The sequence below is a fragment of the Microbacterium sp. NPDC086615 genome, assembly GCF_040686055.1.
Classification (GTDB): domain Bacteria; phylum Actinomycetota; class Actinomycetes; order Actinomycetales; family Microbacteriaceae; genus Microbacterium.
This window is the reverse complement of the sequence record NZ_JBFBJJ010000025.1, coordinates 1-24,947: the sequence shown is the minus strand read 5'-3', so window position 1 is coordinate 24,947 and position 24,947 is coordinate 1. Positions and strand designations below refer to the sequence as shown.

The window sequence follows — 24,947 nt, the reverse complement described above, 5'->3', positions numbered from 1 at the left end:
GTCGTCCGGCGTCACACACGCCTGCGTGTCGGAGGACTCGCCTAGGATGATCGCGTTCTCATCGACGGCGAAAGGCGACCCATGCCCGGCATCCACTCCGACATCACCTCTGCGTTCGGCGACACTCCGCTGGTGCGCTTGAACCGCGTTGCGGAGGGGACCGAGGCGCAGATCCTGGCGAAGCTGGAGTTCTACAACCCGGCTTCCAGCGTCAAGGATCGCCTGGGCATCGCGATCGTCGACGCCGCAGAAGCGTCGGGCGAGCTGAAGCCGGGCGGCACCCTCGTCGAGTCCACGAGCGGCAACACCGGCATCGCCCTGGCGATGGTCGGCGCCGCTCGCGGCTACAAGGTCATCCTCACGATGCCCGCCTCGATGTCGAAGGAGCGCCGGATCCTGCTCAAGGCGTTCGGCGCGGAGCTGGTTCTGACCGACCCCACCAAGGGCATGTCGTACGCGGTCGACGAGGCCAAGCGCATCGTCGCCGAGACTCCGGGCGCCGTGTGGGCGCGCCAGTTCGAGAACGAGGCGAACCCGGCGATCCACCGCAAGACGACCGCAGAAGAGATCCTGCGCGACACCGACGGCAAGGTCGACTACTTCGTCGCCGGCATCGGCACGGGCGGAACGATCACCGGTGTCGGCCAGGTGCTGAAGGAGCGCGTCCCCGGCGTCAAGATCGTCGCCGTCGAGCCCGCCGACTCCCCCATCCTCACGAAGGGGCACCCGGGGCCCCACAAGATCCAGGGCATCGGTCCCAACTTCGTCCCCGCGATCCTCGACCGCGACATCCTCGACGAGGTCATCGACGTCGAGTTCGACGACGCGATCCGCGTCGCCCGCGAGACCGCGGCCAAGGACGGCATCCTGGTCGGCATGTCGTCGGGAGCGGCGATCTGGGCCGCGCTCGAGATCGCGCGCCGTCCCGAGGCCGCCGGCAAGAACATCGTCGTGATCATCCCGTCGTACGGCGAGCGCTACCTCTCGACCGCCCTCTACGAGCACCTGCGCGAAGACTGACGGTGGGGGTTCTCTCCCGCATCCGCGAAGACATCTCCTCGGCGAAGCTCCGCGATCCCGCGGCTCGAGGCGGGCTCGAGATCGCACTGCTCTACCCGGGGCTGCACGCCGTGTGGTCGTACCGCGTCGCGAACCGCCTGTGGCGACGGGGGCTGCGCTTCCCGGCGCGGGCCCTGTCCCAGGCGACGCGCTGGCTCACCGGCATCGAGATCCACCCCGGCGCCACGATCGGACGCCGCTTCTTCATCGACCACGGCATGGGCGTCGTCATCGGTGAGACGGCCGAGGTCGGCGACGACGTCATGCTCTACCACGGCGTGACCCTCGGCGGTCGGCAGCGCGAGGGCGGCAAGCGCCACCCCACGCTTCACGATGGAGTCGCCGTCGGAGCCGGGGCGAAGGTGCTCGGCCCGATCACGATCGGGGCGCGCTCCGTGATCGGCGCGAACGCGGTGGTCACGCGGGACGCCCCCGCGGACAGCGTGCTCGTCGGGGTCCCGGCGAAGGCGCGCTCGCGGCGGAGCGGCGACGACACGCGCGCCCTCCTGATGGCGCCGGAGTATTCGATCTGAATCGCGGCCCCGCGCCGCGACACCGGAACACCCTCGTGCGAACCCGCCATCGCCGCGGGCCCGCACGAGGGCGGCTCGGTCAGACCGACAGGCGATTCTCCGCCGCGGCCAAGTGGTCGTATCCGGGGGTGCGCAGCATCTCGTGCAGGTGGCGACGCCGCACGCCCATGTTGCCGCCGTCGTACACGGGCAGGCACAGCACGTCCTGCATGATGTCGCCGAGCGGGGCGCGATCACCGTACGAGTCGACGCCGACGAGCCGCATCGCGTCGTACACGGTCTGCACGGCCAGCTCGGAGTTGTAGATCTTCGACATGTTCGACAGCTCGCGGTCGAGTCCACCGGTCTTGTCGAAGTGGTCGGCGGCCTTCCACGCGAAGTAGCGCCCCACCTCGATGCGCGTCTTGATGTCGGCCAGCATGTAGCCGGCGTTCTGGTGGTCGATGACCGGGACACTCCCCGATCGCTTCTCGGTCGACACGAATTCGTAGGCGATCTCGAACGCTCGGCGCATTTTCCCCACGGCGGCTGCGGCGATGCTCGAGCACGTCCAGGAGAACGCACCCTTGGTGAGGTTCAACCCGTCGCCCGGAACGCCGATGAGGTTTTCCACCGGTACCCGCACATCGACGAAGTCCACATACGGGGAGTTCGTGGCGAGGTGACCGATCGTGTCGATGATCCCCGAGAAGGTCACACCGGGCGTGCCCTTCTCGACGACGATGATCGCGAGGGATTCCGCCGGCGGCTTGGTCTCGTCGATGCGGCACACGACGCTGATGATGTCGGCGCCCTGGTCGTCCCAGCCCGACGCGTTGGTGGTGTAGGCCTTGCGGCCGTTGATGACCCATTCGTCGCCGTCGCGGACGGCGAAGGTCTGCACGCCGTACTTGGGGTCCGGGTGGTCGAAGTTCGCTCCTCCCGCGGCCTCGGTGAAGGCGATCGCCCCGAGGGCCGGGCTGCCGTCGGTGAAAGGCGCGAGGAAGCGTTCCTTCTGCTCAGGAGTGCCTGCCGTGATGATCGGGAACACCCCCAGCCCGGTGCCGAGGATCGCGGTCGGGGTGTTGATCTCGACCCGTGCGAGCTCCTCGCAGGCGAGGGCGAACTGGAGGTTGCTGAAGCGGTGTCCGCCGTTCTCGGCGGGGATGAGTCCCTTGACGAAGCCGGCGTCGACCATCTGCTGATAGAAGGGCTTCAGGGCACGGAACCGGTCGAGCGGATCGGGGATCGGCGCGATGACGTCGGGGACCTGGCTCAGCACGTTGTCAGCGAATTCGCGCGCCTGAAGGCGGAGACCGAGCTGCTCGTCGGAGAGGGTGAAGTCGATGGCCACGGGTGTGCTCCTCGCTCGTTCGGGTGAAGGTCCAGGTAGCGTCGCAGCGCCGTGATCGGGGCAGATTGGACGTCCGTGCACGCCGGCGAGGACCAGCGTGCACGGTCCGCCGCGGTGAGCAGTTCGTTACCGGGCTGACATGCGGCAGGTCGCCTCGGGAAACAGGACGTTGCTCTGCTGAGTCCGTCGACATCCGTGCACCGTCGAGGAGAAGCACATGCATCGCTGGGACACGCGCGAGAAGCGCCCGTCTGAGCAGTACGCGTACTGGCGCGAGGTGGTGTGCGCGGCCTTCACCCCGCTCAGACCAGCGGCGCGCGGCACCCGTGACGACTGGACGCACGCGGGACTCGAGGGTCACGTCGAGAGTCAGCCCTTCGGCCAGGTCAACGGCGCCGAGATCGCCACGTGCTCCCAGGTCATCCACCACGGCCCCGACGAGGTGCGCCGGGTCGACGACGAGGTCGTCTTCGTCAACCTGATGCTCGACGGGCGCTGCATCGTCTCGCAGGACGGCCGGCGCAGCATGTCGGGCCCCGGAACCTTCTCGATCGTCGACGTCACCCGACCGTTCTCCCTGGACTACCTCGACCCCTGGCGCACGGTGTCGTTCCGCGTGCCGGCGCGAGACATCCCCGACGGGCTGCGCGCGAACGCCACGGCACGCACGTTCTCCGCCGCCGGCGGGCTGGGGGCGGTCATCGCCGACACGGTGCGCTCCTCCTGGATGCAGGCGTCTCGCATGAGCGCGGGCGAAGCGGATGCCGTGGGCATCGCCGTCGCGTCGCTGACCAGGGCTCTGAGCCTTGCGTCGCCGACGACGACCCTCGCCGACGAGGACGGCGGCGAGGCGGTGTTGCGGCGGAGCATCGAGCACCATCTCGAGCGCCACATCCGCTTCGTCGACACCTCCCCCGCCGCGATCGCGCGGCACTTCGCCATCTCGGTCCGCAAACTCCACCAGGTGTACGAGAGCGCCCCGCTCACGTACGGGCAGACGGTGATGCGCGTGCGCGTCCTCGCCTGCGCGGACGATCTGCGCGCTGAACGCGGACGCGTCACCCTGACGCACCTGGCCGCCAAGTGGGGCTTCAGCGACCTCTCGCACCTGCATCGGGCATTCCGCCACCACCTCGGTCAGACTCCTCGCGAGGTGCTCGCCCAGCTGGACGCCACCGAGGCCGCGTGGGAACGCGCGAGCTGACACGGCTCGGCAGCCTCTCTCGATCCACGCCGTAGGCTCGGAGCATGACGCGCCTGCACGACCTGCCGCTCGTCGCGCAGGTGGCGGCGCTCCGCCACGGCACGCTCGAGCCACGAGACATCGCGGGGCATTATCTCGATCGCGCCCAGCGCTTCGCCGATCTCGGTGCCTTCGCAGAGGTGACCCCGGATGCCGCCCTCCGCCGGGCCGCGGACCTCGCTCGACCCGCGCGGGGTTCCCTGTGGGGCGTCCCCCTTGCCGACAAGGACCTCGTCGCCCGTGCGGGTGTCCCGACACGCTACGGCTCGCGCTCGCGCGCGCATCTCGTGCCCACGGCATCCGATCCTCTCGCCCTCGCTCTCGATGCCGCGGGTGCCGTGAACCTCGGCAAGACGAGCACCTCGGAGTTCGGTCTCACCGGATTCACCGAACCGCTCATCCACGCTCCCGCACGCGATCCGTGGCGGCTCTCGGCCGGGGCCGGCGGCTCCAGCGGTGGTGCCGCCGTCGCCGTTGCGGCGGGCCTTCTGCCTGCGGCTGTGGGCTCGGACGGCGGCGGCTCCATCCGCATCCCCTCGGCCACGGTCGGCGTCGTCGGGCTGAAACCGTCGCGCGGCAGGCTGCCGATCGGTTCGGGATTCGACTCCCCCGACGGCCTGTCGGTCACCGGGCCGATCGCTCGGTCAGCCGAGGACGCCGGCCTCCTCCTCGACGCGCTCGTGGGCCTCGCTCCGTTCGCTTACGCCACGCAGGCCCCCGGTGCGGGCCCGTTCGTCGATGCGGCCCGGCGCTCACCCGGAACCCTCCGCATCGGCGTCACGACCGTTTCGCCGTGGGACGACGACGAGGACATCGTGCTCGATCCCGACGCACGCACGGCGTTCGAGACGGCCACCGCCTGGCTCGCGGATGCGGACCATGACGTGACGGATGCCGACTGGCATCCGTTCGGGTATGCCTCACTCTTCCACGTCCTCTGGCGCGCGAGCGCCGCCCGCATCCCGTTGAGCGACGACGACATGACCCTCGTCGAACCGCTGACCGCGTGGCTCGTGCAGGAGGGGCGACGACTGTCGGCGCTCGAACTGCTGGGCGGCCTGGCCTCGGCACGCGCTTTCGAACGTCGGACGATCGCCGACTTCTCGGCCTTCGACGCGGTGCTGACCCCCGCGCTGGCGCAGGGGCCGCAGCCCGTGGGGTCGTATGCGGGGCACAGTCCGGAGCGCACGTTCGCGATGCAGGTCGAGTACGCACCGTACTCCAGCTTCGTCAACGTGGCGGGACTGCCCGCTTTGACCCTGCCCGTCACGACCGATGCGAGCGGCCACCCGGTCTCGGTGCAGCTCATCGGCCGCCCCGGCGGAGAGGCGACCCTGCTGTCGCTGGCGGCGCAGCTCGAGGATCGTCGCGGCCCGCTCCCCCACCCCCCGGTGTGGGACGCGTGATCGCCGACGTGTCTCACTGAGGACGGGCGATCCCTCGGCGACGATGTGTCCCGGCGGCGGGGCGACCGCGAGAACGTCAGTCGCCGGCGAGAGCCGCCAGACGCGCCTCTTCGTCGGCGGCGATGGCCGACTCGATGATCGGGCCGAGCGCGCCGTCCATGACCTGGTCGAGGTTGTACGCCTTGTAACCGGTGCGGTGATCGGCGATGCGGTTCTCGGGGAAGTTGTACGTCCGGATGCGCTCCGAGCGGTCCATGCCGCGGATCTGCGACCGGCGCGCGTCGGCGGCGACCGCGTCGCGTTCTTCCTGCTGTTTCGCCAGAAGGCGAGCGCGCAGCACGCGCATGCCCGCCTCGCGGTTCTGCAGCTGCGACTTCTCGTTCTGCATCGACACGACGATCCCGGTCGGAACGTGGGTGATGCGCACGGCGGAGTCGGTCGTGTTGACCGACTGGCCTCCGGGGCCGGACGAGCGGAACACGTCGATCTTGAGGTCGTTCGGGTCGATCGCGACCTCTTCGGGCTCGTCGACCTCGGGGAAGACGAGCACGCCCGTCGTGGACGTGTGGATACGCCCCTGCGACTCGGTCGCGGGCACCCGCTGCACACGGTGCACGCCGCCCTCGTACTTCAGGTGGGCCCACACCCCCTGAGCGGGGTCGCTCGAGGAGCCCTTGATCGCGACCTGGACGTCCTTGTATCCGCCGAGGTCGGACTCCGTGCGCTCGAGGAGCTCGGTCTTCCAGCCCATCGAGGCGGCGTACTGCAGGTACATGCGCAGCAGATCGGCCGCGAACAGCGCGCTCTCGGCCCCGCCCTCGCCGCCCTTGATCTCCATGATCACGTCGCGCGCGTCATCGGGGTCGCGCGGAATGAGCAGGCGCCGCAGACGCTCCTGCGTCTCGGCGACCCGCTCCTCCAGCGTCGGGACCTCAGCCGCGAACGCCTCGTCTTCTCGCGCGAGTTCGCGTGCCGCTTCGAGGTCATCGGATGCCGAGACCCAGGCCTCGTGAGCCGTGACGATCCGCGACAGCTCCGCGTATCGCCGATTGACGCGCTTGGCGCGCGCCGCGTCGGCGTGCACGGCCGGGTCGGAGAGCTCCTCCTGGACGGCCTTGTGCTCCTCGATCAGTCCACGGACCGACTCGAACATCGCGGGCACCGACATCGCGTCTGCCGCCCGGATCAGCGGATGCTGTTGTCGTCACCGCCGCGCGAGGGCGCCGGGATGGACTTCTGCATCTGCACGAGGAACTCGACGTTCGACTGCGTCTCCTTGAGCTTACCGAGCACGACCTCGAGGGCCTGCTGGGGCTCGAGACCGGCCAGGGCGCGGCGGAGCTTCCACGTGATCTTCACCTCGTCGGGCGAGAGCAGCATCTCTTCGCGGCGGGTGCTCGACGCGTTCACGTCGACGGCCGGGAAGATGCGCTTGTCGGCGAGCTGGCGGCTCAGGCGCAGCTCGCTGTTGCCCGTGCCCTTGAACTCCTCGAAAATCACGTCATCCATCTTCGAGCCGGTCTCCACCAGTGCGGTGGCGAGGATCGTGAGCGACCCGCCGTTCTCGATGTTGCGCGCGGCGCCGAAGAAGCGCTTGGGCGGGTACAGCGCCGACGCGTCGACGCCACCGGTGAGCACGCGACCCGAGGTGGGCGCCGACAGGTTGTAGGCGCGGCCCAGGCGGGTGATCGAGTCGAGGAGCACGACCACGTCGCGGCCGAGCTCGACCAGGCGCTTGGCACGCTCGATGGCCAGTTCGGCAACCGTGGTGTGGTCTTCGGCAGGACGGTCGAAGGTCGAGGCGATGACCTCGCCCTTGACGGTGCGCTGCATGTCGGTGACCTCTTCGGGGCGCTCGTCGACGAGCACGACCATGAGGTGGACCTCGGGGTTGTTGTGCGCGATGGCGTTGGCGATCTGCTGCAGCACGATCGTCTTGCCCGCCTTGGGGGGCGCGACGATGAGGCCGCGCTGGCCCTTGCCGACGGGCGCCACGAGGTCGATGATGCGCTGGGTCAGCTTCTCGGGTGCCGTCTCGAGACGCAGGCGCTCCTGCGGGTAGAGGGGCGTGAGCTTGCCGAAGTCGACGCGCGCGGCGGCGTCGTCGACCGACAGACCGTTGATCGAGTCGACCTTGACCAGCGCGTTGTACTTCTGGCGGCTGGACTGCTCGTTCTCACGCGGCTGCTTGATCGAGCCCACCACGGCGTCGCCCTTGCGCAGGTTGTACTTCTTCACCTGGCCCAGCGAGACGTAGACGTCGCTCGGCCCGGGCAGGTAGCCGGTGGTGCGCACGAAGGCGTAGTTGTCGAGCACGTCGAGGATGCCGGCGATCGGCACGAGGACGTCGTCCTCGCCGATCTCGGAATCGAACTCGTCGCCCGTCGCGTTCTGGCCGCGGCGCTTGTTGCGCTGACGGCTGCGGTTGCTGGTGCCGCCCTGCTGCTGCTGAGCCTGCTGACCGTTCTGGGCGCCGCCGTCGCGCTGGCCGCCCTGCGGAGCTGTCTCGGACTCGTCGCCCGCGGCGGGCTGCGCCTCGGCGGTCTCGGTGGTCTCTGCGCGGTTGCGGTTCCGGTTGCGGGAGCGGTTCCGACCGCGACCCCGCGCCGGCGTCTGGTCGGCGGCGTCGTCCGAAGAAGCGGTGTCGGCGGCCTCGCTCGAAGAGGCGTCGCCCTCAACCGGCGCGTCGGTTGCGCCGGCCTCGTCGACCGTCGGGGTCTGCTCGGCCGCGGCGGCGTCGTCGGCGACATCGGCAGCGGTGGTCACGGGGGTTGCCGCGTCGACCTCCGCCTCGGGGGCGACGTCGGCGGCGGGCGCCTCTGCGGCGACCGTGTCAGTCGCAGCCGTGTCAGCCGCGGCGGCCTCCGCAGCGGCGGTTTCGGCCGCGGCGGCTTCTGCGGCGGCGGCCTCGGCGGCCGCCTTCTCCTTCGCGGAGGCGGTCGTCGCGCGACGCGGCGCCCGCTTGCGCGGAGCCTTTGCCGGCTTCTCCACCGGAGCGGGCTCTTCGGCAGGGGCGTCTGCGGCCGCAGCCGCCGGCTCCTCGGCCGCGGCGGCGGGCTCGGCAGCAGCGGGCTCGGCAGCGGCGGGCGCCTCAGCAGCGGGCTCAGCGACGGCCTCGGCCGGAGCGTCCGCGGTGGGCGCCTCGGCGGCGAGCGCGTCATCGGTGAACAGCGCCTCGGGCTCCGCGGCATCGGCGGGCGCCGCGTCGGCGGCGGCCTCGTCGGTGGTCGCGTCGTCAGCAGCGACCTCGGCGGCCGAGGCGTCTGCGCCCTCGGCATCCGGGGTCTCGGCAGCCGTGTCGGCCTGGTCGGTGTCGGTGCCCTGCGCCTCGGCCGAAGGCTGTTCCTCGGCGGGGATCTCAGCGCCCTCGGGCGCGTCGACGGGCTGGGTCTCGGAGATGGACTCCACGAGTGCTCCTCAGAAAATGAAACGTGATCAGATCGCGCTTCGCCATGCAGAACGCAGACGAAGAGACACCAGCGGTTCGGGAGACTGCAGCCGAGACCGGGTTCGCGATGTGTTGCGGATTTCGCAGGTGGTGCAGAGGCTCAGATTCGCGACTTACGCGGAACCCTCTGCGATTTTCACTGTACCACCCTTGACGTCGACGGCGAGCATGAGCGCCTGCCACGGGGTGTCGACCACGGATGCCATAAGATCCGCCGCGGCAAGTCGCTGCCCCGGCCCATCGGCGAGAACCAGCACGCTCGGTCCCGCGCCCGACACGACGGCTGCATACCCCTCGGCGCGGAGGGCGCGCACGAGCCGGTCGGTCTCGGGCATCGCCTGGGCGCGATAGTTCTGGTGCAGCTTGTCTTCGGTCGCGGCCATGAGCAGCTCGGGACTCTGCGTCATCGCGGCGATCAACAGGGCCGAACGCGACACGTTGAACACGGCGTCCTCGCGCGGCACCTGCAGCGGCTGCAGGCTTCGCGCGACGGCAGTCGACATCGTGAAGCTCGGCACGAAGACCAGCGGCGACACACCGCGGTGCACGATGAGCTGCTTGTGCTGGGGGCCCTCGGCATCCATCCACGCGATCGTCAGACCGCCGAACAGGCCCGGCGCGACGTTGTCGGGGTGACCCTCCATCTCGGTCGCGAGGCGCAGAAGGTCGACGTCGCTGAAGGTCACCTCGCCCTCGAGCAGGCCCTTGGCGGCGAGGATGCCGGCCACCACGGCGGCTCCGGACGAGCCCATGCCGCGGCCGTGCGGGATGACATTGTGCGCGGTCAGCCGCAACCCGGGAAGGGCGCGGCCGACCGACGCGTACGTGTGCGCCATCGCGCGGACGACGAGGTGCGACGCATCGCGGGGGACGTCGGCCGTGCCCTCGCCCTCGACGTCGATCTCGAGGAGGCCGTCGTCGAGCTGCTCGACGACGAGTTCGTCGTAGACGCTCAGGGCGAGACCGAGGGTGTCGAAGCCGGGCCCGAGGTTCGCGCTCGTCGCGGGAACACGGACCGCGACCCGACGGCCGGGGCCTGTGGTCACGCGGTCACCGGCTGCAGGTCGAGCACGGAGGCGACCTCCGAGGTGGCCGCGTCGACGACGGTGGGCTGCACGTCGGTGCCGTCGGCCTTGCGCAGGGCCCACTGCGGGTCCTTGAGGCCGTGGCCGGTGACGGTGAGCACGACCTTGGCGCCGGCGGGGACGATCCCCGCCTCGGCGCGGTCGAGGAGCCCCGCGACGCTGATCGCCGAGGCGGGCTCGACGAAGATGCCGACCTCGCCGGCGAGGATCTTCTGCGCCTCGAGGATGCCGGCGTCGTCGATCGCGCCGAACCAGCCGTCGGTCGCGTCGCGCGCCTCGAGGGCGAGGTCCCACGACGCGGGGTTGCCGATGCGGATGGCGCTGGCGATCGTCTCGGGCTGCTTGACGACCTCGCCGCGCACGAGCGGGGCGGAACCCGCGGCCTGGAGGCCGAACATGCGGGGAACGCGCGTCGCGACGCCGCGAGCGGCCTCTTCGCGGTAGCCGCGCGAGTACGCGGTGTAGTTGCCCGCGTTGCCGACCGGAATGAAGTGGAAGTCGGGAGCGTCGCCCAGGACCTCGACGACCTCGTACGCCGCGGTCTTCTGCCCCTCGATGCGGTCGGGGTTCACCGAGTTGACCAGGTGCACCGGGTAGTGATCGGCGAGCTCGCGCGCGATCTCGAGGCAGTCGTCGAAGTTGCCGCGGATCTGGATGAGGCGGCCGTTGTGCGCGACGGCCTGGCTGAGCTTGCCCATGGCGATCTTGCCCTCGGGGACGAGCACCGCGGCCGTGATCCCGGCGTGCGCGGCGTAGGCCGCGGCCGAAGCCGAGGTGTTGCCCGTCGAGGCGCAGATGACGGCCTTGGCGCCGTGCTCGACGGCGCGCGAGAGCGCGACGGTCATGCCGCGGTCCTTGAACGAACCGGTGGGGTTCATGCCCTCGTACTTGACCCACACGTCGGCACCGGTGCGGCGCGAGAGAGCGGGGGCGGGCAGCAGCGGCGTACCGCCCTCGCCGAGGGTGACGACGGTGGAGGCGTCGGTGACGCCCAGCCGGTCGGCGTATTCGCGGAGGACTCCGCGCCAGAGGTGTGCCATGTTCAGTTCCCTTCCACGCGCAGCACGGAGACCACGCGCTCGACGACGCCGCTCGCGGCGAGACGCTCGACGGTCTCGCTCAGGTCCTGCTCGCGGGCTTTGTGTGTTCCGATGACCAGGCGAGCGGAGCCGCCGGTGTGAGTGTTCTCGTCCGCCTCGATGACGGTCTGCTCGACGGTCGCGATCGACACGCGCCCCTCGCTCAGGATGCCGGCGACCGTGGCCAGCACGCCCGGTTTGTCGTCGACCTCGAGGGTGATCTGGTAGCGCGTGATGACGTGCCCGATCGGCACGGCGGGGAGGTTGGCGCGGGTCGATTCGCCGACCCCCACTCCCCCGGCGATGTGTCGGCGCGCGGCCGACACGACATCGCCGAGCACGGCCGAGGCGGTCTGCACTCCGCCGGCACCGGCGCCGTAGAACATGAGGTCACCCGCCGCCTCTGCCTGCACGAACACGGCGTTGTTCGCGCCGTGGACGCTCGCGAGGGGGTGCGACCGGTCGACGAGAGCCGGGTAGACGCGGACCGAGATCGACTCCGCGCCGTCGGCGGCCGTCAGGCGCTCGCACACCGCGAGCAGCTTGATGACGTAACCGGCGTGGCGCGCGGACTCGATCATCGCGGCATCCACCGACGTGATGCCCTCGCGGTGCACGGCATCCAGGGGAACCGTCGTGTGGAACGCGAGGCTGGCGAGGATCGCGGCCTTCTGCGCGGCGTCGTATCCCTCCACATCGGCCGTCGGGTCGGCCTCGGCGTAGCCGAGCGCCTGCGCCTGCGCGAGGACGTCGGCGAAGTCGGCGCCCTCGGTGTCCATGCGGTCGAGGATGTAGTTCGTCGTGCCGTTGACGATGCCCATGATGCGCACGACGCGGTCGCCGGCGAGCGAGTCGCGCAGCGGGCGGATGATCGGGATGGCACCGGCCGCGGCGGCCTCGTAGTACACTTCGGCGCCGACCTGATCGGCGGCCTCGAACACCTCGGAGCCGTGCGTGGCCAGCAGCGCCTTGTTCGCCGTGACGACGTCGGCGCCCGAGGCGATCGCGTGCAGCACCTGCGTGCGGGCCGGCTCGATCCCGCCCATCAGCTCGATGACGATGTCGGAGCCGACGATGAGGGTCTCGGCATCCGTCGTGAAGAGCTCGCGCGGGAGGTCGGCGTCGCGCTTCGAGTCGAGGTTGCGGACGGCGATGCCGGCGAGTTCGAGCTTGGCGCCCGCGCGGTCGGCGAGCTCGTCGCCGTGCTTGAGCAGCAGGTCGGCGACCTGCGAGCCGACGGCGCCGGCGCCGAGGAGCGCCACGCGGAGCGTGCGGTAGTCGGTCATGCGGTGTCTCCGTGGGGTGTTGCGGTGGGGGCGGATGCCGGGATGCCGGCGTCGCGCGAGAGCAGATCGTCGATGGTCTCGCCGCGCACGATCACGCGGGCCTGACCGTCACGGACGGCGACGACCGGCGGACGCGGGGTGTAGTTGTAATTGCTCGCGAGCGAGAAGCAGTACGCCCCGGTCGCGGGCACCGCCAGCAGGTCACCGGGGGTGACGTCGGCCGGAAGGTACTCGGCATCCACGACGATGTCGCCCGACTCGCAGTGATGTCCGACGACACGCGAGAGCGCGGGGCTGGCGGGCGAGGTGCGCGAGACGATGCGTGCCGAGAAGTCCGCGCCGTAGAGGGCGGGACGGGCGTTGTCGCTCATGCCACCGTCGACGCTGACGTAGGTGCGCTCGAGGTTCTCAGCGGCGGTGACGGTCTTGACGGTTCCCACCTCGTACAGCGTCACCCCGGCCTGGCCGACGATGACACGCCCGGGCTCGGTGGCGACGTCGGGCATCGGGATGCCGCGCACGGCGCACTCGTCGGCGATGGCATCCAGGATGCCGTCGGCGATCTCTTCGATGGGCTTCGGGTCGTCGACCGAGGTGTACGAGATGCCGAAGCCGCCGCCGACGTTGAGGAGGGGGATCTCTCCCCCGGCCAGCAGGTCGGCGTGAAGGTCGACCAGACGTGCGGCCGACTCGCGGAATCCGGACGAGTCGAAGATCTGCGAGCCGATGTGGGCGTGGAGGCCCACGAAGCGCAGACTGGTCAGCTCGCGGATACGCGCGACGGCGTCGGCCGCGCCCGCGAGCGAGAAGCCGAACTTCTGGTCTTCGTGCGCGGTGGCGAGGAAGGCGTGGGTCTCGGCGTGCACTCCCGTGCGCACGCGCACGAGGACGGATTGCACGGCGCCGCGACGCTCGGCGATCGCGGCGAGGCGCTCGATCTCGATGGGGCTGTCGACGACGACCGAGCCGATGCCGACCTCGACGGCGCGCTCCAGCTCGCTGACGCTCTTGTTGTTGCCGTGGAAGCCGAGCCGCGCCGGGTCCGCTCCCCCGGCGAGAGCGACCTCGAGCTCACCACGCGTGCAGACGTCGACGGCGAGCCCCTCCTCCACGACCCACCGCACGACCTCGGTCGACAGGAACGCCTTGCCGGCGTAGTAGACACGGGCCCGGATGCCATGACGCGCTGCCGCGGAGTCGAATGCGGCGCGGGCACGGCGGGCATGCTCGCGCACCTCATCCTCGTCGAGGACGTACAGCGGGGTGCCGAAACGGTCACGGAGGTCGAAGACGGAGACGCCCCCGATCTCGACGGAGCCGTCGTCGACGCGACGCGCGGACGCCGGCCAGACGGGGGCGACGAGCTCATTCGCTTCGGCCGGGGCGGTGAGCCACTCGGGCACGAGCGCGGAGTGCGAGGCGGACACAGAGGAACCAATCGGGTTTTGCGGCGACGCGACGGCCGCGGATCACGGCTGCCGCCCCCGCGGAGAGTCACGCGGCGGGCAGCCCTAGCAGTCTAGGGCACGGCGTATGCCGCTCCCTTCCCGCGCCCTATCCGCAGGAGCCGTCGCGCTGGAGTGCCGGATCGTTCAGCACCTCACCGTCGATGTCGAACGACGCGACGAGGTTCTGACCCTGGACGGTCGCCGAGGTCAGGGTGAGCGCCGCGGGGAGGCGGTCAGCGAAGCAGAGGCTCTGCGAGCGAAGCACCACATCGGCCACTCCCCCGAACTGCGCCCGGAGCGTGTCGGCGTCGATGCTGTTCCCGCCGAGCTGGAAACCCGTCGGGGTGAGCGTGAGGTCGCCGTTCGACGCACCCGGCGTCACGGACACTCCGACCGGGATGCCCACTCCGAACACCGACAGCTCGTTCGTGAACGTCAGATCGGGGGCGGCCATCGCGACCGTTCCGGAGGGGAAGTCGGGGATCTGCGCGAGGAGCGTGCGCAGCTGCTGCTCGTCGAGGCGGATCGACGCGGTCCCCCCGTCGGCGGCGCCGCCGCCCGACACCGGGACGCCCTTCATCTCGGCGCGCACGTCACCGGTGATGGGGCCCAGGGTGACGTCGTCCGAGGTGATCGTCACATCGTCGAGGCGGCCGGTGAGAAGCTGCGGCAGGATGACCCCACCCAGCTCCACGTCGACGTCCTGGTCGTCGGGGAGACCGATCTTCTCCACGACGAGCGAACGGACGGTGTTCGAGACGACGGACCGGGCGATGAACTCGGCCGCCACCGCGGCACCCGCCACCACGACGACGACCACGATGAGAATCGCGATCCACCGGCCGTTCTTGCGCGGCGTGCGAGCCGTGGCATCCGTCATCCGTTACATCCGCTCCGGAGCCGAGACGCCGAGCAGGGTCAGTCCGTTGCGCAGGACCTGGCCGGTCGCGTCGTTCAGCCAGAGGCGCGTGCGGTGCACGGGCTCGACCGGCGCGTCGCCGAGCGGGATCACGCGGCAGTTGTCGTACCAGCGGTGGTAGAGGCCGGCGACCTCTTCGAGGTAGCGGGCGATGCGGTGCGGCTCGCGGACATCCGCGGCGTGGGCGACGACGCGCGGGTACTCCTGCAGGGCGCCGAGCAGGGCCGACTCCGACTCGTGGTCGAGGAGCTCGGGCGCGAACTCGGAGCGGTCGACTCCGGATGCCGCGGCGTTGCGCGCCACGTTGTGCGTGCGGGCGTGCGCGTACTGCACGTAGAACACGGGGTTGTCGTTCGTGCGCTTCTGCAGCACGTCGAGGTCGATGTCGAGGTTCGAATCGGCAGAGCTCCGCGTGAGGGCGTAGCGGGCGGCATCCACTCCGACGATCTCGACGAGGTCTTCGAGGGTAACGACCGTTCCGGCGCGCTTGGACATGCGCATCGGCTGGCCGTCGCGCACGAGGTTGACCATCTGGCCGATGAGCACCTGCAGGTTCACGTTCGGCACGTCGCCGAAGGCGGCGCACATCGCCATCAGCCGCTGCACGTAGCCGTGGTGGTCGGCGCCGAGCATGATGATGCAGCGGTTGAAGCCGCGCTCGCGCTTGTCGAGGTAGTAGGCGAGGTCGCCCGAGATGTAGGCGGGCTGCCCATCAGACTTGATGATGACGCGGTCTTTATCGTCGCCAAACTCGGTCGAGCGCAGCCAGGTGGCGCCGTCGGCCTCGAAGATGTGCCCGAGCTCGCGCAGGCGCGCGACGGCGCGCTCGACCGCACCGGAGTTGTGCAGATCGTTCTCGTGGAAGTAGACGTCGAAGTCGACGCCGAACTCGTGCAGCGACTGCTTGATCTCGTCGAACATGAAGTTGACGCCGAGCTCGCGGAACGCCTCTTGCTTGGCCTCCGCGTCGAGAGCGTCGATGTCGCCGTCGTACGCCTCGGCGACGCGCTTCGCGATGTCGCCGATGTAGGCACCGCCGTAGCCGTCATCCGGGGTCGGGTCGCCCTGGTGAGCGGCGACGAGGCTGCGGGCGAAGCGGTCGATCTGCGCACCGTGGTCGTTGAAGTAGTACTCGCGGGTGACTCTCGCACCCTGCGACGAGAGGATGCGCGCGAGGGCATCGCCGAGCGCGGCCCACCGCGTTCCGCCGAGGTGGATCGGCCCCGTGGGGTTGGCGCTGACGAACTCGAGGTTGATGATCTCGTCGGCGCGACTGTCGTTCGTTCCGAACGCCGCGCCCTGCTCGACGATCGTCTTCGCGAGGGCGCCGGCGGCAGCCGCATCGAGTCGAATGTTGATGAACCCGGGGCCCGCGACCTCGACGCTCGCGACACCGTCGACGGATGCGAGGCCCTCGGCGATCTCGGCCGCGAACTCACGCGGGTTCGCGCCGACCACCTTCGCGAGCTTCATCGCGGCGTTGGAGGCCCAATCGCCGTGGTCGCGGTTCTTCGGGCGCTCGAGGGGCAGGTCGGCGGCGCTGAGCCCGGCCGAGGACCCCTCTCGTCGCGCCTCCGCGAGCGGGACGATGACGGCGAGCAGGGCAGCGGAGAGGGCAGCGGGATCCATAGCCCCCCAATTCTAGGCGGCGTGGTCGGTCCCGCATGCCGGTCCATCTGCATGACCCGTGGGGCTGATGTCGCTCCGTGGGGCCGGTGGGACGGCCGCGGCCGCGCCGATCCTGCAGATGAGCCACGATCGGGCGGCCTGCCTCAGGCGATCTGCACCAGGGCTTCGTGGTCGTCGGGGGCCGTGACATCCGGGACCTCGTTCTCGAGGACCGCATCGACGTGCATGCGCTCGAGACCGACGTATCCGCCGTGGTAGCTGAGGAAGGCGCAGTCGGCGGCGTCACGCCCCGTTGCGATCCGGACGAGCGAGCGGCGGTCGGCGAGGCGGGTCGCGTCGACGACGTACCACGCACCGTCGAGGTACGCCTCGGCGACCGCGTGGAAGTCCATCGGCTCGAGGCCGGGGGCGAAGCACGCCGCGTAGCGCGCGGGCATGTCCATCGCGCGCAGCAGGGCGATCACGACGTGCGCGTAGTCGCGACACACTCCCTGACCGGTCATGAGCGTGGTCACCGCGCTGTCGGTACCGAGGCTGAGCCCCGGTGTGTAGGTCACCGTCGTCGCGACGAAGTTCGAGACCGCGGCGAGGAGGTCTGCCCCGGCGAGTCCGCGGAACTGCCGCCGCGCCTGCGCGAACACCTCGTCGGACTGGCAGTAGCGACTGGGGCGGAGGTAGGTGATCGTCTCGAGGTCGCTCGTGCGCGGAGTCTGCGACGGCCCCTGCACGACCGCGTCGTACCGCACCGAGAGCGGCCCCTGCTCGGCGGTGAGCCTGTGCAGACGGCTGCCGGACTGGTCGACGATCTCGGTGGGGGTATAGAGGCGGTCGCCCTGCGAGAAGGTCAGGTTCTCGCTCGCGAGGGGCACGCCCTGCGCGGCGGTGATCTGGAAGATGAGGTCGACGGACGCCCCCAGATCGAGGTCGAGTTCAGCGGTCACCCGGCGCGGCACCGAGCAATCCTCGCACGCCGCGGGGGTGGTTCGGTCCGCGGCGCGGGAAGACGTCGTCAGCCGTCCTTCTTGCCGGGGCCTCTCCCGTTTCCCGGGCCCTGATCGTCCTTGCCCGGGCCCTTGCCCTTGCCGTTGTCGCCCGGGCCTTGATCACCCGGATTCGCGGGCGCCTGGTCGTCCGACGACCCGTCGTCCGAGATGCTCGGCTGCTCCTCGGGCGTCGGTTCCGTCGTGGGCTCGGGCGTGGGCTCGGGCGTAGGCGTCGGCGCCAAGGACGTCAGATCGGCGCGGACGGTCGCGATCCTGTCGAGGATCGCGGCTGCCTCCTCGGCAGACAGCTCGCCGGCATCACGACGGGCCGTCACCTCCGCCTCGAGCGCGTCGAGAGTGGCGAGGGCGGATGCGTAGTCGCCGGCCGAGGCCTGATCGGCGACGGTGCGAACGGTGCTCTGCCACGCGGTCGGCTCGGTGGCCGGCGGCGTGCATCCGGCGAGCGCGACGGTGATCGCGACCAGGACCCCGACCACGGGGAGCACACGACGCCTCACGGCCCGACCTCCGTCCAGAGGTCGCTGAGATGCTGGTCGAGCGGAGCGGGCAGCGCGGGCAGGTCGGGCGTGGCGCTCGCGGGCGAACCGTTCAGCGCGACGGCGGCGGCCGTGCCACCGCCGACGAGGAGGACGGCGATGACGGATGCCACGATCGCGGCGCGGCGCGAGATCCGCCGCCGCGGCTTGTCGAAGACACGGGTGGGCGGGGGCTCCTCCGGCAGGACACGGGTGGGCGACTCGCCCGTCGCCCCGGAAACCGCTGTCCGCGCGGCGCTGGGCACCGGCACCTCGGACAGGGAGCGGAGGGCGACGATGAGGGCGGCGGCATCCGGGCGCTCGGCGGGATCCCCCGCCGTCATCCGTTCGAGGACGTCGCGCCACGCGTCGGGGATTCGCGCGGGGATCTCCGGCGCCGCGACGAGACGGGCGGCGAGCGCTTCGTGCGGCGTCCGTCCCGCGAAGGGGCGCGCGCCGGTCAGGGCTTCCAGCAGAACGAGCCCGAGGGAGTAGACGTCGCTCGCCGGAGCAGCCGGCATCCCGCGTGCCTGTTCGGGGCTCAGGTAGGCAGCCGTCCCGACGACCGTCTCCGCCCGGGTCAGGCGCGTGGCTCCCACGAGCGACGCGATGCCGAAGTCGGCGAGCGTGGCTCGCGGTTTCTCCCCGGGGTGGGCGGCGGGACGGATGAGGATGTTCGAGGGTTTGACGTCGCGGTGCACGATCCCGCGCGCGTGGATCACCGCGAACGCCTCCCCGATCTCGACGCCGGTGCGAGCGACGTCTTCGGCCGACATCCGTCCGCGGGCGATGAGATCGGTGAGGGTGGGACCCGCGATGAGCTCCATCGACAGGTACGCGGGAGTCGTCGCCAGGCGCGCGTCGTAGAGCGTCACGAGCGAGGGGTGCGACAGCGAGGCGAGCAGGCGGATCTCGGAGCGCACGCGCGCGGCATCCGAGGGGTCTGCTCCCTCACCGTCGATCACCTTGAGGGCGACGGTCCGGCCGAGGGACGTGTCGACCGCTTCATAGACGCGCGCGTAACCACCCTGTCCGAGGACGCGCCCCAGGCGATAGCGGCCGTCGAAGAGGTTCTCGGCGGACGCGTCGTACGGCGCGGTGGGAATCGATTCGGTCATCTTGGCTCTCTCGGGGCGGGGACCCCGAGGGTCTCACACGAGGTCGTCGTTCGAGGAGCGCGTCGTCGAGCGCGTGACCTGCGCTCCCCCGACTCCTTCGGTGCGGGTCACCGTGTCGGTCTGCCGACGACGAACGAGGAGCACGATCCCGATGAGGAAGACGACGACGCCCGCCCCCATCATGATGTAGCCGATCATGCTGAGGTTCACGAAGTCGTTCGGGAGGTTCACCGCGAAGGCGAGGATGGCGCCGATGACGAACAGCGCGATGCCGGCTCCGATGCTCATGGCAGGCTCCTTTCAAGAGTATCCCCAGCATCCCAAGGCCCGACCGAATCGCGGGAAGGTCTTGACAACGCCCACTCGCGCATTTTCACCCTCGCGCGATTCGTCGCGCCGCGATTCGGACGCCTCGGCGGTGCGGACAGACTGACGCCCGTGCCGAGCCCCCTGACCACGTTCGACGTCGACGCGCTCGGGGTCACCGTCCGGATCGACGTCTCGAGCTTCTCGCCGACCGACCGCGATCTGCTCGCTGGAGGGTGGTCGGGCGCTCGCTCGAGCAGAGGCGCGGCGCCCGCGTCCGTCGTACGGTGCCGCGCGGACCTGCCCCTCGACGCGGCCGCCGCCGATCTCACGACACGAGTGACGCTCGCCGCCCTCTCGGCACGCCGGGGCGAGCTCTGGATGGTCCACGCCGGCGCCGTCGCCGACGAGCGCGGGAGGGTCGTGCTCTTCTCCGGCCGTTCGGGCATGGGCAAGACCACGCTCATGTCGCGCCTCGCGCGAGAGTTCGCCTACGTCACCGACGAGAGCGTCGGCGTGACCGCCGACGGAACCGTGCTGCCGTACCGGAAGCCTCTCTCGGTCATCGTCGGCGCCGGAGCCAAACACCAGCTCCCGCCGGGGAGTCTCGGCCTCCGCGACCTGCCGTCGACACCACTGCGCCTGCACGCGATCGTCGTCCTCGACCGTGACGAGGATGCCCCCGTCGCCGGACTCGAGCCGCTGGACATGACGGATGCCATCGCCGCGATCGCCCCGCAATGCAGCTACCTCTCCGAGCTCGATGCACCGTTGGCGACGCTGCTGGGCCACATCGAGAGCGTCGGTGGGCCCCTCCGCCTCCGCTACCGTGAGGCGGAGGACGCTCTGCCGCTGATCCGCGACCTTCTCGCGTCACCCCCGCGTGACGCGATCTCGACGCTCGAGCGCACGGCGATCGTCCCGGCGTCTGCCGCCCAGGGGTACGCGCGGACACCGGCTCTGGATGCCATCACCCTCGCCGACGGCCGGCTCGCCGTGCTGCGACGCAGCGGAGAGGGCGGGAGTTCCGTCCACGTCCTCGACGGCATCGGGCCCACGCTCTGGCGGCTGGCGAGCGGTGTGACGCTGGACGACCTGGTGGCCGCCGCGGTGCGCGCGCACGGCAACCCGGCCGACGGAGACGCGCGCAGCGCCGTGCGGACGACCCTCGACGAGCTTCGCGCCGAAGGACTCATCGAGTATCGGACCTGAGTCGATCGGGTTGGTGAGAACGGGTCTGCGGGCGGGTGAATCGACTCTCGTCTGGGCGACGTTATGCGACTACGAGGGGCTGGACGTCGTGGGTCTTGCCGTCGAGCTCGCGGGCCAGGTCGTAGGTGGTCTGCATGGCCATCCAGGCGCGCGCGGTTCCGACGCCCGCACGCTCGAGGCGGATCGCAAGGTTCGGGCTCACCCCGGAATGTCCATGGATGACACGACTGAGGGTGACACGGGCGACACCGAGGCGCGCAGCCGCCTCTGCGACGGTGAGGCCGAGTTCGCCGAGTACGTCCTCCCCGATGATCTCTCCGGGGTGCGGCGGGTGCTTCATCATCATCATCATCCTCCGGTCCTCCTTCAGTGATAGTCCTGGTAGTCGACGAGCTCGACGTCCTGCCCGATGAATCGGAGTGTGACACGCCAGTTCCCGTTCACCCAAAGCGACCAGTGTCCGGCGAGATCGCCCTTCAACTCGTGGGCACGGTACCCAGGAATCGCGAGGTCGGCCGGCGATTGCGCGACGTCGAGGAGACCGAGGATGCGGGTCAACTTCGGCACATGCGCGGGCTGCACACCCTTCTTAGAGCCCGACTCGTAGAGCGCTTGAAGCCCCTTGTGTCTGAAGCTCACGATCACGGACCGAGCGTATCGTGTATCGCATCACGATACAATGCGCTTCTGGTGTCAGCGAGCGGCGCTGCTCAGCGAGCCGCCGCAATTCCGCCGGAGTCGATATCAGGGCCCGTGCCGCCCGATCTCGCCGCGAGTTGTGATGGTCACAGGACGACGCCTGGTGCCCAAGATCGAGCAGTGCCGGCTGCAATCATTGCGGTGCCGATACGCCATGCTGGGCTGGTGGACGAGCGAGGACGAGACCGCGAACCACCGCGCTGGCTCCTGTGGTTGTTCGCCGCGCTGCCGCGACTTGAGGTCGTGGCGGGTGTGGTTCTGCTCCTTGGATTCGCGGCGCTTGTCATTGCGGTGGCACTCGGCTACGAGGTCAATCAGTAGGAGAGGTCACGCGACGGAATCAGGTCGGGCTTCTGCCTCCCAAATGGGGGGGTGCGTTGGTGATGCTCGAGACGTGTCGCCGTTCCAGCTGCTTCCGGATGCTCAGTGAGATGTGACCAGCGGGTTCTTGCCCGGTCCGATCGGCCGTAAGGGCACCAGGCCTGCGCGCACGTGAAAGCGGTGCAACGCTAACGAAGGAGGCCACCGGCTGAGTCCCCGCGCGTACGATGCCGCGCTGTACGCGAGCGTCATCGCGACGATGACGCTCAAGAAGTTCATGAGCACGTGCTCGTGATGGTGCGGACGACGACGCTCTTCGTGAAGACGACGATGTTCACGTTCATGAGGATGTTGACGAGTACGAGCACGTCAGCCAGGTCGACCTCAGCAACCTGACGCGTGTTGTCGATCGTGATATTAGAATATACGCGAAGCGCGTTTTCTTTAATACGGGGGTTAATGTGGACGCCGGTCGGGTTGTCAAGCAGCTTCGCAGCAGCGGTGCGCGCGTGGAGATGTCCGATCTCGGCATCCTCATCGACGGTGAGCTCACCCACTTCGAGTTCAAGACCACCAGGCGACTTCCGGAGCGGGCCTGGCTTCAAAAGACGTACTCGGCGCATGAGTCACTCTCGGATCACACACACCTCGTCGTCGTCGCACCGCGCGCGACGAGGGATGCAATCGAGTGGGCGCGAACGGTCCGAGACATGACGCTCGTCCTCGACGATCGAGTTGTTCACGACGGCGAGATCCACGTGCTTGTGGAGACGCCCTCGGCGCAGCCGGTCAAGAGGGGGCCGCGTGCCTATGCCCGCTACGCAGTGTGGCGGGCTCTTCTCGCTGGCGCGCCGCGCAACGACCAGATCCGGCTTGCCGAGCTCGCCGGCACGACGCAGGGCTCTGTCTCCAATGCCCTGCGCCAGCTGCCCGACGAGGAGGACGCGGCGAAGCTGTTCGACAAGCTCGTGGCCACCTACCCTGGCCCCGGCGGTCAGTCCTTCTACTGGTGGAGCGATCGACCTGTGGACGAGCAGGCGAAACAAATTGCCGCCCGCGGCACACTGCTCTCCGGAGACTTCGCAGCGGACGCGATCGCACCATGGCGAGTTTCCGAGCGCGTCGTCGGCTACGCGAAGGAGCCGATCGACCTCGCTTCCGAGGGCTACGTCCTGGCAGACGAGTCGGACTACACGATGCTCGTCACGATCCCGAGTGATCCAACTCTGTGGTCGACCGCCGCAGCGTGGGGGAAGGAAGGCGTCGTCGACCCGGCGATCGCGGCGTATGACGTGTTGCGTACGGCCACAACGGGCGACCAGGACGAAGCCGTCGACAAGCTCCGCGAGTACGTCGTGCGCTGGTACGCGAAGCACACCGATGCCTGACACGCATCTCGTCTCGCGCACCGCGGCGGACGACGCTGCGTTTCGGGCTCTCGCCGACCTGTCGCAGGTCCTTGACGGCGAAGACGAGTCTGGCATCATCGGCGGCCAGATGGTGTCGATGCTGTGCGCTCACTTCCCGAGCCCCGGCTCGGTCACGCGCCGCACAGGAGACGCAGATGGAGGTATCCCGCGTGCGTTGGCCAGCACGAGCACCGCGCACGATCGGCTGATCGCGCTCGGCTACTCGCCCACCAATAGCAATCGATACGAACGGCCGGGCTCGGGCGACACCACCCTCACGGTGGACCTGCTCGTGCCGAACCTGGAAACCCGGCTGCGTGAGGAGACGCTCGGCGGCCGGAGGTTCGACAGCATGCCGGGTCTCGGCGTTGCTCTGGCGCGGCCGCTTTCGCTCGAAGTGTCAGTCATGCTCAGCAACGATGAGGAGTTGCTCTTTGCGACCAACGTCCCTTCCGTCGAGGGCGCGATCATGCTCAAGGCGTATGCCTGGAGAAACCGCCGCGCGATGAAGGACGGGATCGACTTGCACAACCTGTTTCGGATCGTCGAGTCGCACCCGCTCGCGGACATCGGCGGGTGGCAGCTCGATGAAGCGCCAGCGCATGGGGCGCGACGCGATGTCGGACGAATCCTGCACCCATTCGCGGACGGATGGGAGGCGAGGCCACCACTGAATGTCTCGTTCGACTACCGCCAGGTGATCGCCAGCATCCGTACCCGCGTCGCACGGCCGACCTAAGCCGGAGCCAAGACTCCGCGAATAGGTTCGAAACCGCCCGCCCATGATCAACCGCCAGCGAGGCTCGAGCGAATCGAGACCGTCTCGCGATGAGGTCAGCGCTTCCGCCCGTCAGGAGCTAGTTGCCAGTTCGAGACCGCGCACGACTGCTTGTGCGGATATCGGCCGTCCGGACCGCGCCGCAGTCGCACTCGACGACGCGAAACGCCGTCCGTTTGTTTCACGGGCTAAAAGACAAGGGACCGCGATTCCCCGCGATCGCTCCTCTCGGCTGGTGCCCCCGACAGGAATCGAACCTGCGACCTTTGGTACCGGAAGCCCAGGACGGCTCGCATCCTGGCGCGACGACCTCGCGAAAGCTCGTGATTACGGGGCGTCTCAATCACTGTGAGTGACCTCGGATCGCGCTGAATCACGTCATCTGTTGCCACGGTGTTGCCACCAGCGGGATACCTCCACAGCCCAGCGCAGCGACCCGGCAACGGGACTCGATCCTCCTTCGCGGCAGATCAGGTACCTTGTTCTCTTAGCTTGCTCGGTAACTTATGTGCGCTAAATCTATAGCTTGCTCCGCACGAGCTCGAGTGTCTCGTTCTGCAACACGTCCGCCGCGGAAATTACTCATGCGGTCCTCTTCGGTTCGCTCGACATCGAGCCGTCACAACCGGCGCCCGCACCGCGGGTCGCTGGGCAATAAGCTGCGCGAGAGGTTGGCGTAGCAATGGGGGCTAAATGAAGATGCGAGCTTGGGTCGTCTTGGGGGCGACATTCGCGCTGATCGCTGGTGCCGGGATGCCGGTTGGTGTGGCCGCGGCTGCGGAGGATGACGTGCCTGCCGGTGTCGTGAAGGTCGACGATCCTCGAATCACGTATGGGCCGACGCCGTGGGACGGTCTCACGAACAGCGAAGACCGCTTCGACTACAGCCGATTTCGCACGACGCCTGGTTGGGCGGAGATCCAGTTCACGGGTTCCGCGATCGATTGGATAGCGCGCAGGAGCCCTACGTCGGGTGTCGCGCGCGTTTTGCTCGACGGGGTCGAGACAGAACGCGTCGACCGGGAGCCTGTCAAGTTGTGTGTGTAAGTGGGTGGTGTCTCGGGGGTTAGAGGTAGCGGTGGATGCGTTCGGGGTAGACGAGGGAGAGTTGTTCGAG

Annotated in this window: 25 protein-coding genes; 9 read left to right on the top strand and 16 right to left on the bottom strand. The window is 69.5% G+C overall.

Annotation, left to right across the window (positions count from 1 at the left end):
* Nucleotides 1-81 precede the first annotated feature (81 nt).
* Both cysK and epsC read left to right on the top strand, forming a co-directional pair.
* Entirely contained in the window at nt 82-1,020 is a 939-nt protein-coding gene (gene cysK / locus AB0O24_RS17410; RefSeq protein ID WP_058597259.1) for a cysteine synthase A, read from the top strand.
* Nucleotides 1,021-1,022: 2 nt separating this feature from the next.
* Complete coding sequence (epsC, locus tag AB0O24_RS17405) at nt 1,023-1,592, top strand: serine O-acetyltransferase EpsC (protein WP_275797235.1); 570 nt, start codon at nt 1,023-1,025, stop codon at nt 1,590-1,592.
* A gap of 79 nt (nt 1,593-1,671) precedes the next feature.
* On the opposite strand, the gene AB0O24_RS17400 is transcribed toward epsC, so the two are convergent.
* Nucleotides 1,672-2,925, bottom strand: coding sequence for an acyl-CoA dehydrogenase family protein (locus AB0O24_RS17400; protein WP_363376661.1), 1,254 nt, complete (start codon nt 2,923-2,925; stop codon nt 1,672-1,674).
* A 217-nt stretch (nt 2,926-3,142) separates the two neighbouring features.
* Between AB0O24_RS17400 and AB0O24_RS17395 the strand changes: the two genes are divergently transcribed.
* Together AB0O24_RS17395 and AB0O24_RS17390 are read left to right on the top strand one after the other, a co-directional pair.
* Complete coding sequence (locus AB0O24_RS17395) at nt 3,143-4,129, top strand: helix-turn-helix domain-containing protein (protein ID WP_275797231.1); 987 nt, start codon at nt 3,143-3,145, stop codon at nt 4,127-4,129.
* Between the two features lie 44 nt (nt 4,130-4,173).
* Complete coding sequence (locus tag AB0O24_RS17390; RefSeq protein WP_275797229.1) at nt 4,174-5,574, top strand: amidase; 1,401 nt, start codon at nt 4,174-4,176, stop codon at nt 5,572-5,574.
* A 76-nt stretch (nt 5,575-5,650) separates the two neighbouring features.
* Here AB0O24_RS17390 and prfA read toward each other — a convergent pair whose 3' ends face one another.
* The 12 genes from prfA to AB0O24_RS17330 form a co-directional block, all read right to left on the bottom strand.
* Nucleotides 5,651-6,727 (bottom strand): peptide chain release factor 1, encoded by a 1,077-nt coding sequence (prfA, locus tag AB0O24_RS17385; protein ID WP_275797227.1) that lies wholly within the window; start codon nt 6,725-6,727, stop codon nt 5,651-5,653.
* A gap of 32 nt (nt 6,728-6,759) precedes the next feature.
* Nucleotides 6,760-8,982: a transcription termination factor Rho gene (rho, locus tag AB0O24_RS17380; protein WP_363376658.1), complete on the bottom strand. Its 2,223-nt coding sequence runs from the start codon at nt 8,980-8,982 to the stop codon at nt 6,760-6,762.
* A gap of 153 nt (nt 8,983-9,135) precedes the next feature.
* The gene (gene thrB, locus AB0O24_RS17375; RefSeq protein ID WP_058627825.1) at nt 9,136-10,068 is read right to left on the bottom strand and encodes a homoserine kinase; all 933 of its coding nucleotides are present in this window, start codon (nt 10,066-10,068) and stop codon (nt 9,136-9,138) included.
* Entirely contained in the window at nt 10,065-11,147 is a 1,083-nt protein-coding gene (gene thrC, locus AB0O24_RS17370; protein ID WP_275797222.1) for a threonine synthase, read from the bottom strand. Before thrC ends, thrB begins: the two co-directional genes overlap by 4 nt.
* Before the next feature lie 2 nt (nt 11,148-11,149).
* Nucleotides 11,150-12,472, bottom strand: a complete 1,323-nt coding sequence (locus AB0O24_RS17365; RefSeq protein ID WP_275797220.1) for a homoserine dehydrogenase — start codon at nt 12,470-12,472, stop codon at nt 11,150-11,152.
* Nucleotides 12,469-13,899, bottom strand: a complete 1,431-nt coding sequence (lysA, locus tag AB0O24_RS17360; protein WP_363376655.1) for a diaminopimelate decarboxylase — start codon at nt 13,897-13,899, stop codon at nt 12,469-12,471. The genes AB0O24_RS17365 and lysA overlap by 4 nt, the downstream gene beginning before the upstream one ends.
* Nucleotides 13,900-14,026: 127 nt before the next feature.
* Complete coding sequence (locus tag AB0O24_RS17355; protein ID WP_275797216.1) at nt 14,027-14,800, bottom strand: DUF2993 domain-containing protein; 774 nt, start codon at nt 14,798-14,800, stop codon at nt 14,027-14,029.
* A 3-nt stretch (nt 14,801-14,803) separates the two neighbouring features.
* Nucleotides 14,804-16,468, bottom strand: coding sequence for an arginine--tRNA ligase (gene argS / locus AB0O24_RS17350; RefSeq protein WP_275797214.1), 1,665 nt, complete (start codon nt 16,466-16,468; stop codon nt 14,804-14,806).
* Between the two features lie 143 nt (nt 16,469-16,611).
* On the bottom strand, nt 16,612-17,421 hold the full coding sequence (locus AB0O24_RS17345; RefSeq protein ID WP_363376652.1) for a transglutaminase family protein: 810 nt from the start codon (nt 17,419-17,421) through the stop codon (nt 16,612-16,614).
* Nucleotides 17,422-17,477: 56 nt separating this feature from the next.
* The gene (locus AB0O24_RS17340; protein WP_275797211.1) at nt 17,478-17,969 is read right to left on the bottom strand and encodes a hypothetical protein; all 492 of its coding nucleotides are present in this window, start codon (nt 17,967-17,969) and stop codon (nt 17,478-17,480) included.
* Nucleotides 17,966-19,105, bottom strand: coding sequence for a serine/threonine-protein kinase (locus AB0O24_RS17335; RefSeq protein ID WP_275797209.1), 1,140 nt, complete (start codon nt 19,103-19,105; stop codon nt 17,966-17,968). Before AB0O24_RS17335 ends, AB0O24_RS17340 begins: the two co-directional genes overlap by 4 nt.
* Nucleotides 19,106-19,138: 33 nt before the next feature.
* Nucleotides 19,139-19,393 carry a DUF6458 family protein gene (locus AB0O24_RS17330; RefSeq protein WP_058597247.1) on the bottom strand — a complete coding sequence of 85 codons (255 nt, stop codon included), beginning with the start codon at nt 19,391-19,393 and terminating at the stop codon, nt 19,139-19,141.
* 150 nt (nt 19,394-19,543) lie between these two features.
* On the opposite strand from AB0O24_RS17330, the gene AB0O24_RS17325 reads away from it, so the two are divergent.
* Complete coding sequence (locus AB0O24_RS17325) at nt 19,544-20,623, top strand: PqqD family peptide modification chaperone (RefSeq protein WP_275797206.1); 1,080 nt, start codon at nt 19,544-19,546, stop codon at nt 20,621-20,623.
* A 61-nt stretch (nt 20,624-20,684) separates the two neighbouring features.
* Here the strand turns inward: AB0O24_RS17325 and AB0O24_RS17320 are convergent, their stop codons facing one another.
* Both AB0O24_RS17320 and AB0O24_RS17315 read right to left on the bottom strand, forming a co-directional pair.
* A complete protein-coding gene (locus AB0O24_RS17320; RefSeq protein ID WP_275797204.1) occupies nt 20,685-20,975 on the bottom strand; it encodes a HigA family addiction module antitoxin in 291 nt (96 codons plus the stop codon).
* Between the two features lie 14 nt (nt 20,976-20,989).
* Complete coding sequence (locus AB0O24_RS17315; protein ID WP_275797203.1) at nt 20,990-21,262, bottom strand: type II toxin-antitoxin system RelE/ParE family toxin; 273 nt, start codon at nt 21,260-21,262, stop codon at nt 20,990-20,992.
* A gap of 225 nt (nt 21,263-21,487) precedes the next feature.
* Between AB0O24_RS17315 and AB0O24_RS17310 the strand changes: the two genes are divergently transcribed.
* Nucleotides 21,488-21,643 carry a hypothetical protein gene (locus AB0O24_RS17310; protein ID WP_363376649.1) on the top strand — a complete coding sequence of 52 codons (156 nt, stop codon included), beginning with the start codon at nt 21,488-21,490 and terminating at the stop codon, nt 21,641-21,643.
* Nucleotides 21,644-21,918: 275 nt separating this feature from the next.
* Here AB0O24_RS17310 and AB0O24_RS17305 read toward each other — a convergent pair whose 3' ends face one another.
* Entirely contained in the window at nt 21,919-22,200 is a 282-nt protein-coding gene (locus tag AB0O24_RS17305; protein WP_275797199.1) for a hypothetical protein, read from the bottom strand.
* Nucleotides 22,201-22,353: 153 nt separating this feature from the next.
* Between AB0O24_RS17305 and AB0O24_RS17300 the strand changes: the two genes are divergently transcribed.
* From AB0O24_RS17300 to AB0O24_RS17290, 3 genes are all read left to right on the top strand, one after another.
* Nucleotides 22,354-23,031 carry a hypothetical protein gene (locus AB0O24_RS17300; RefSeq protein WP_275797197.1) on the top strand — a complete coding sequence of 226 codons (678 nt, stop codon included), beginning with the start codon at nt 22,354-22,356 and terminating at the stop codon, nt 23,029-23,031.
* Nucleotides 23,024-23,791 carry a hypothetical protein gene (locus AB0O24_RS17295; RefSeq protein WP_275797194.1) on the top strand — a complete coding sequence of 256 codons (768 nt, stop codon included), beginning with the start codon at nt 23,024-23,026 and terminating at the stop codon, nt 23,789-23,791. Before AB0O24_RS17300 ends, AB0O24_RS17295 begins: the two co-directional genes overlap by 8 nt.
* A 732-nt stretch (nt 23,792-24,523) precedes the next feature.
* A complete protein-coding gene (locus tag AB0O24_RS17290; RefSeq protein ID WP_363376646.1) occupies nt 24,524-24,877 on the top strand; it encodes a hypothetical protein in 354 nt (117 codons plus the stop codon).
* Nucleotides 24,878-24,947: the final 70 nt, after the last annotated feature.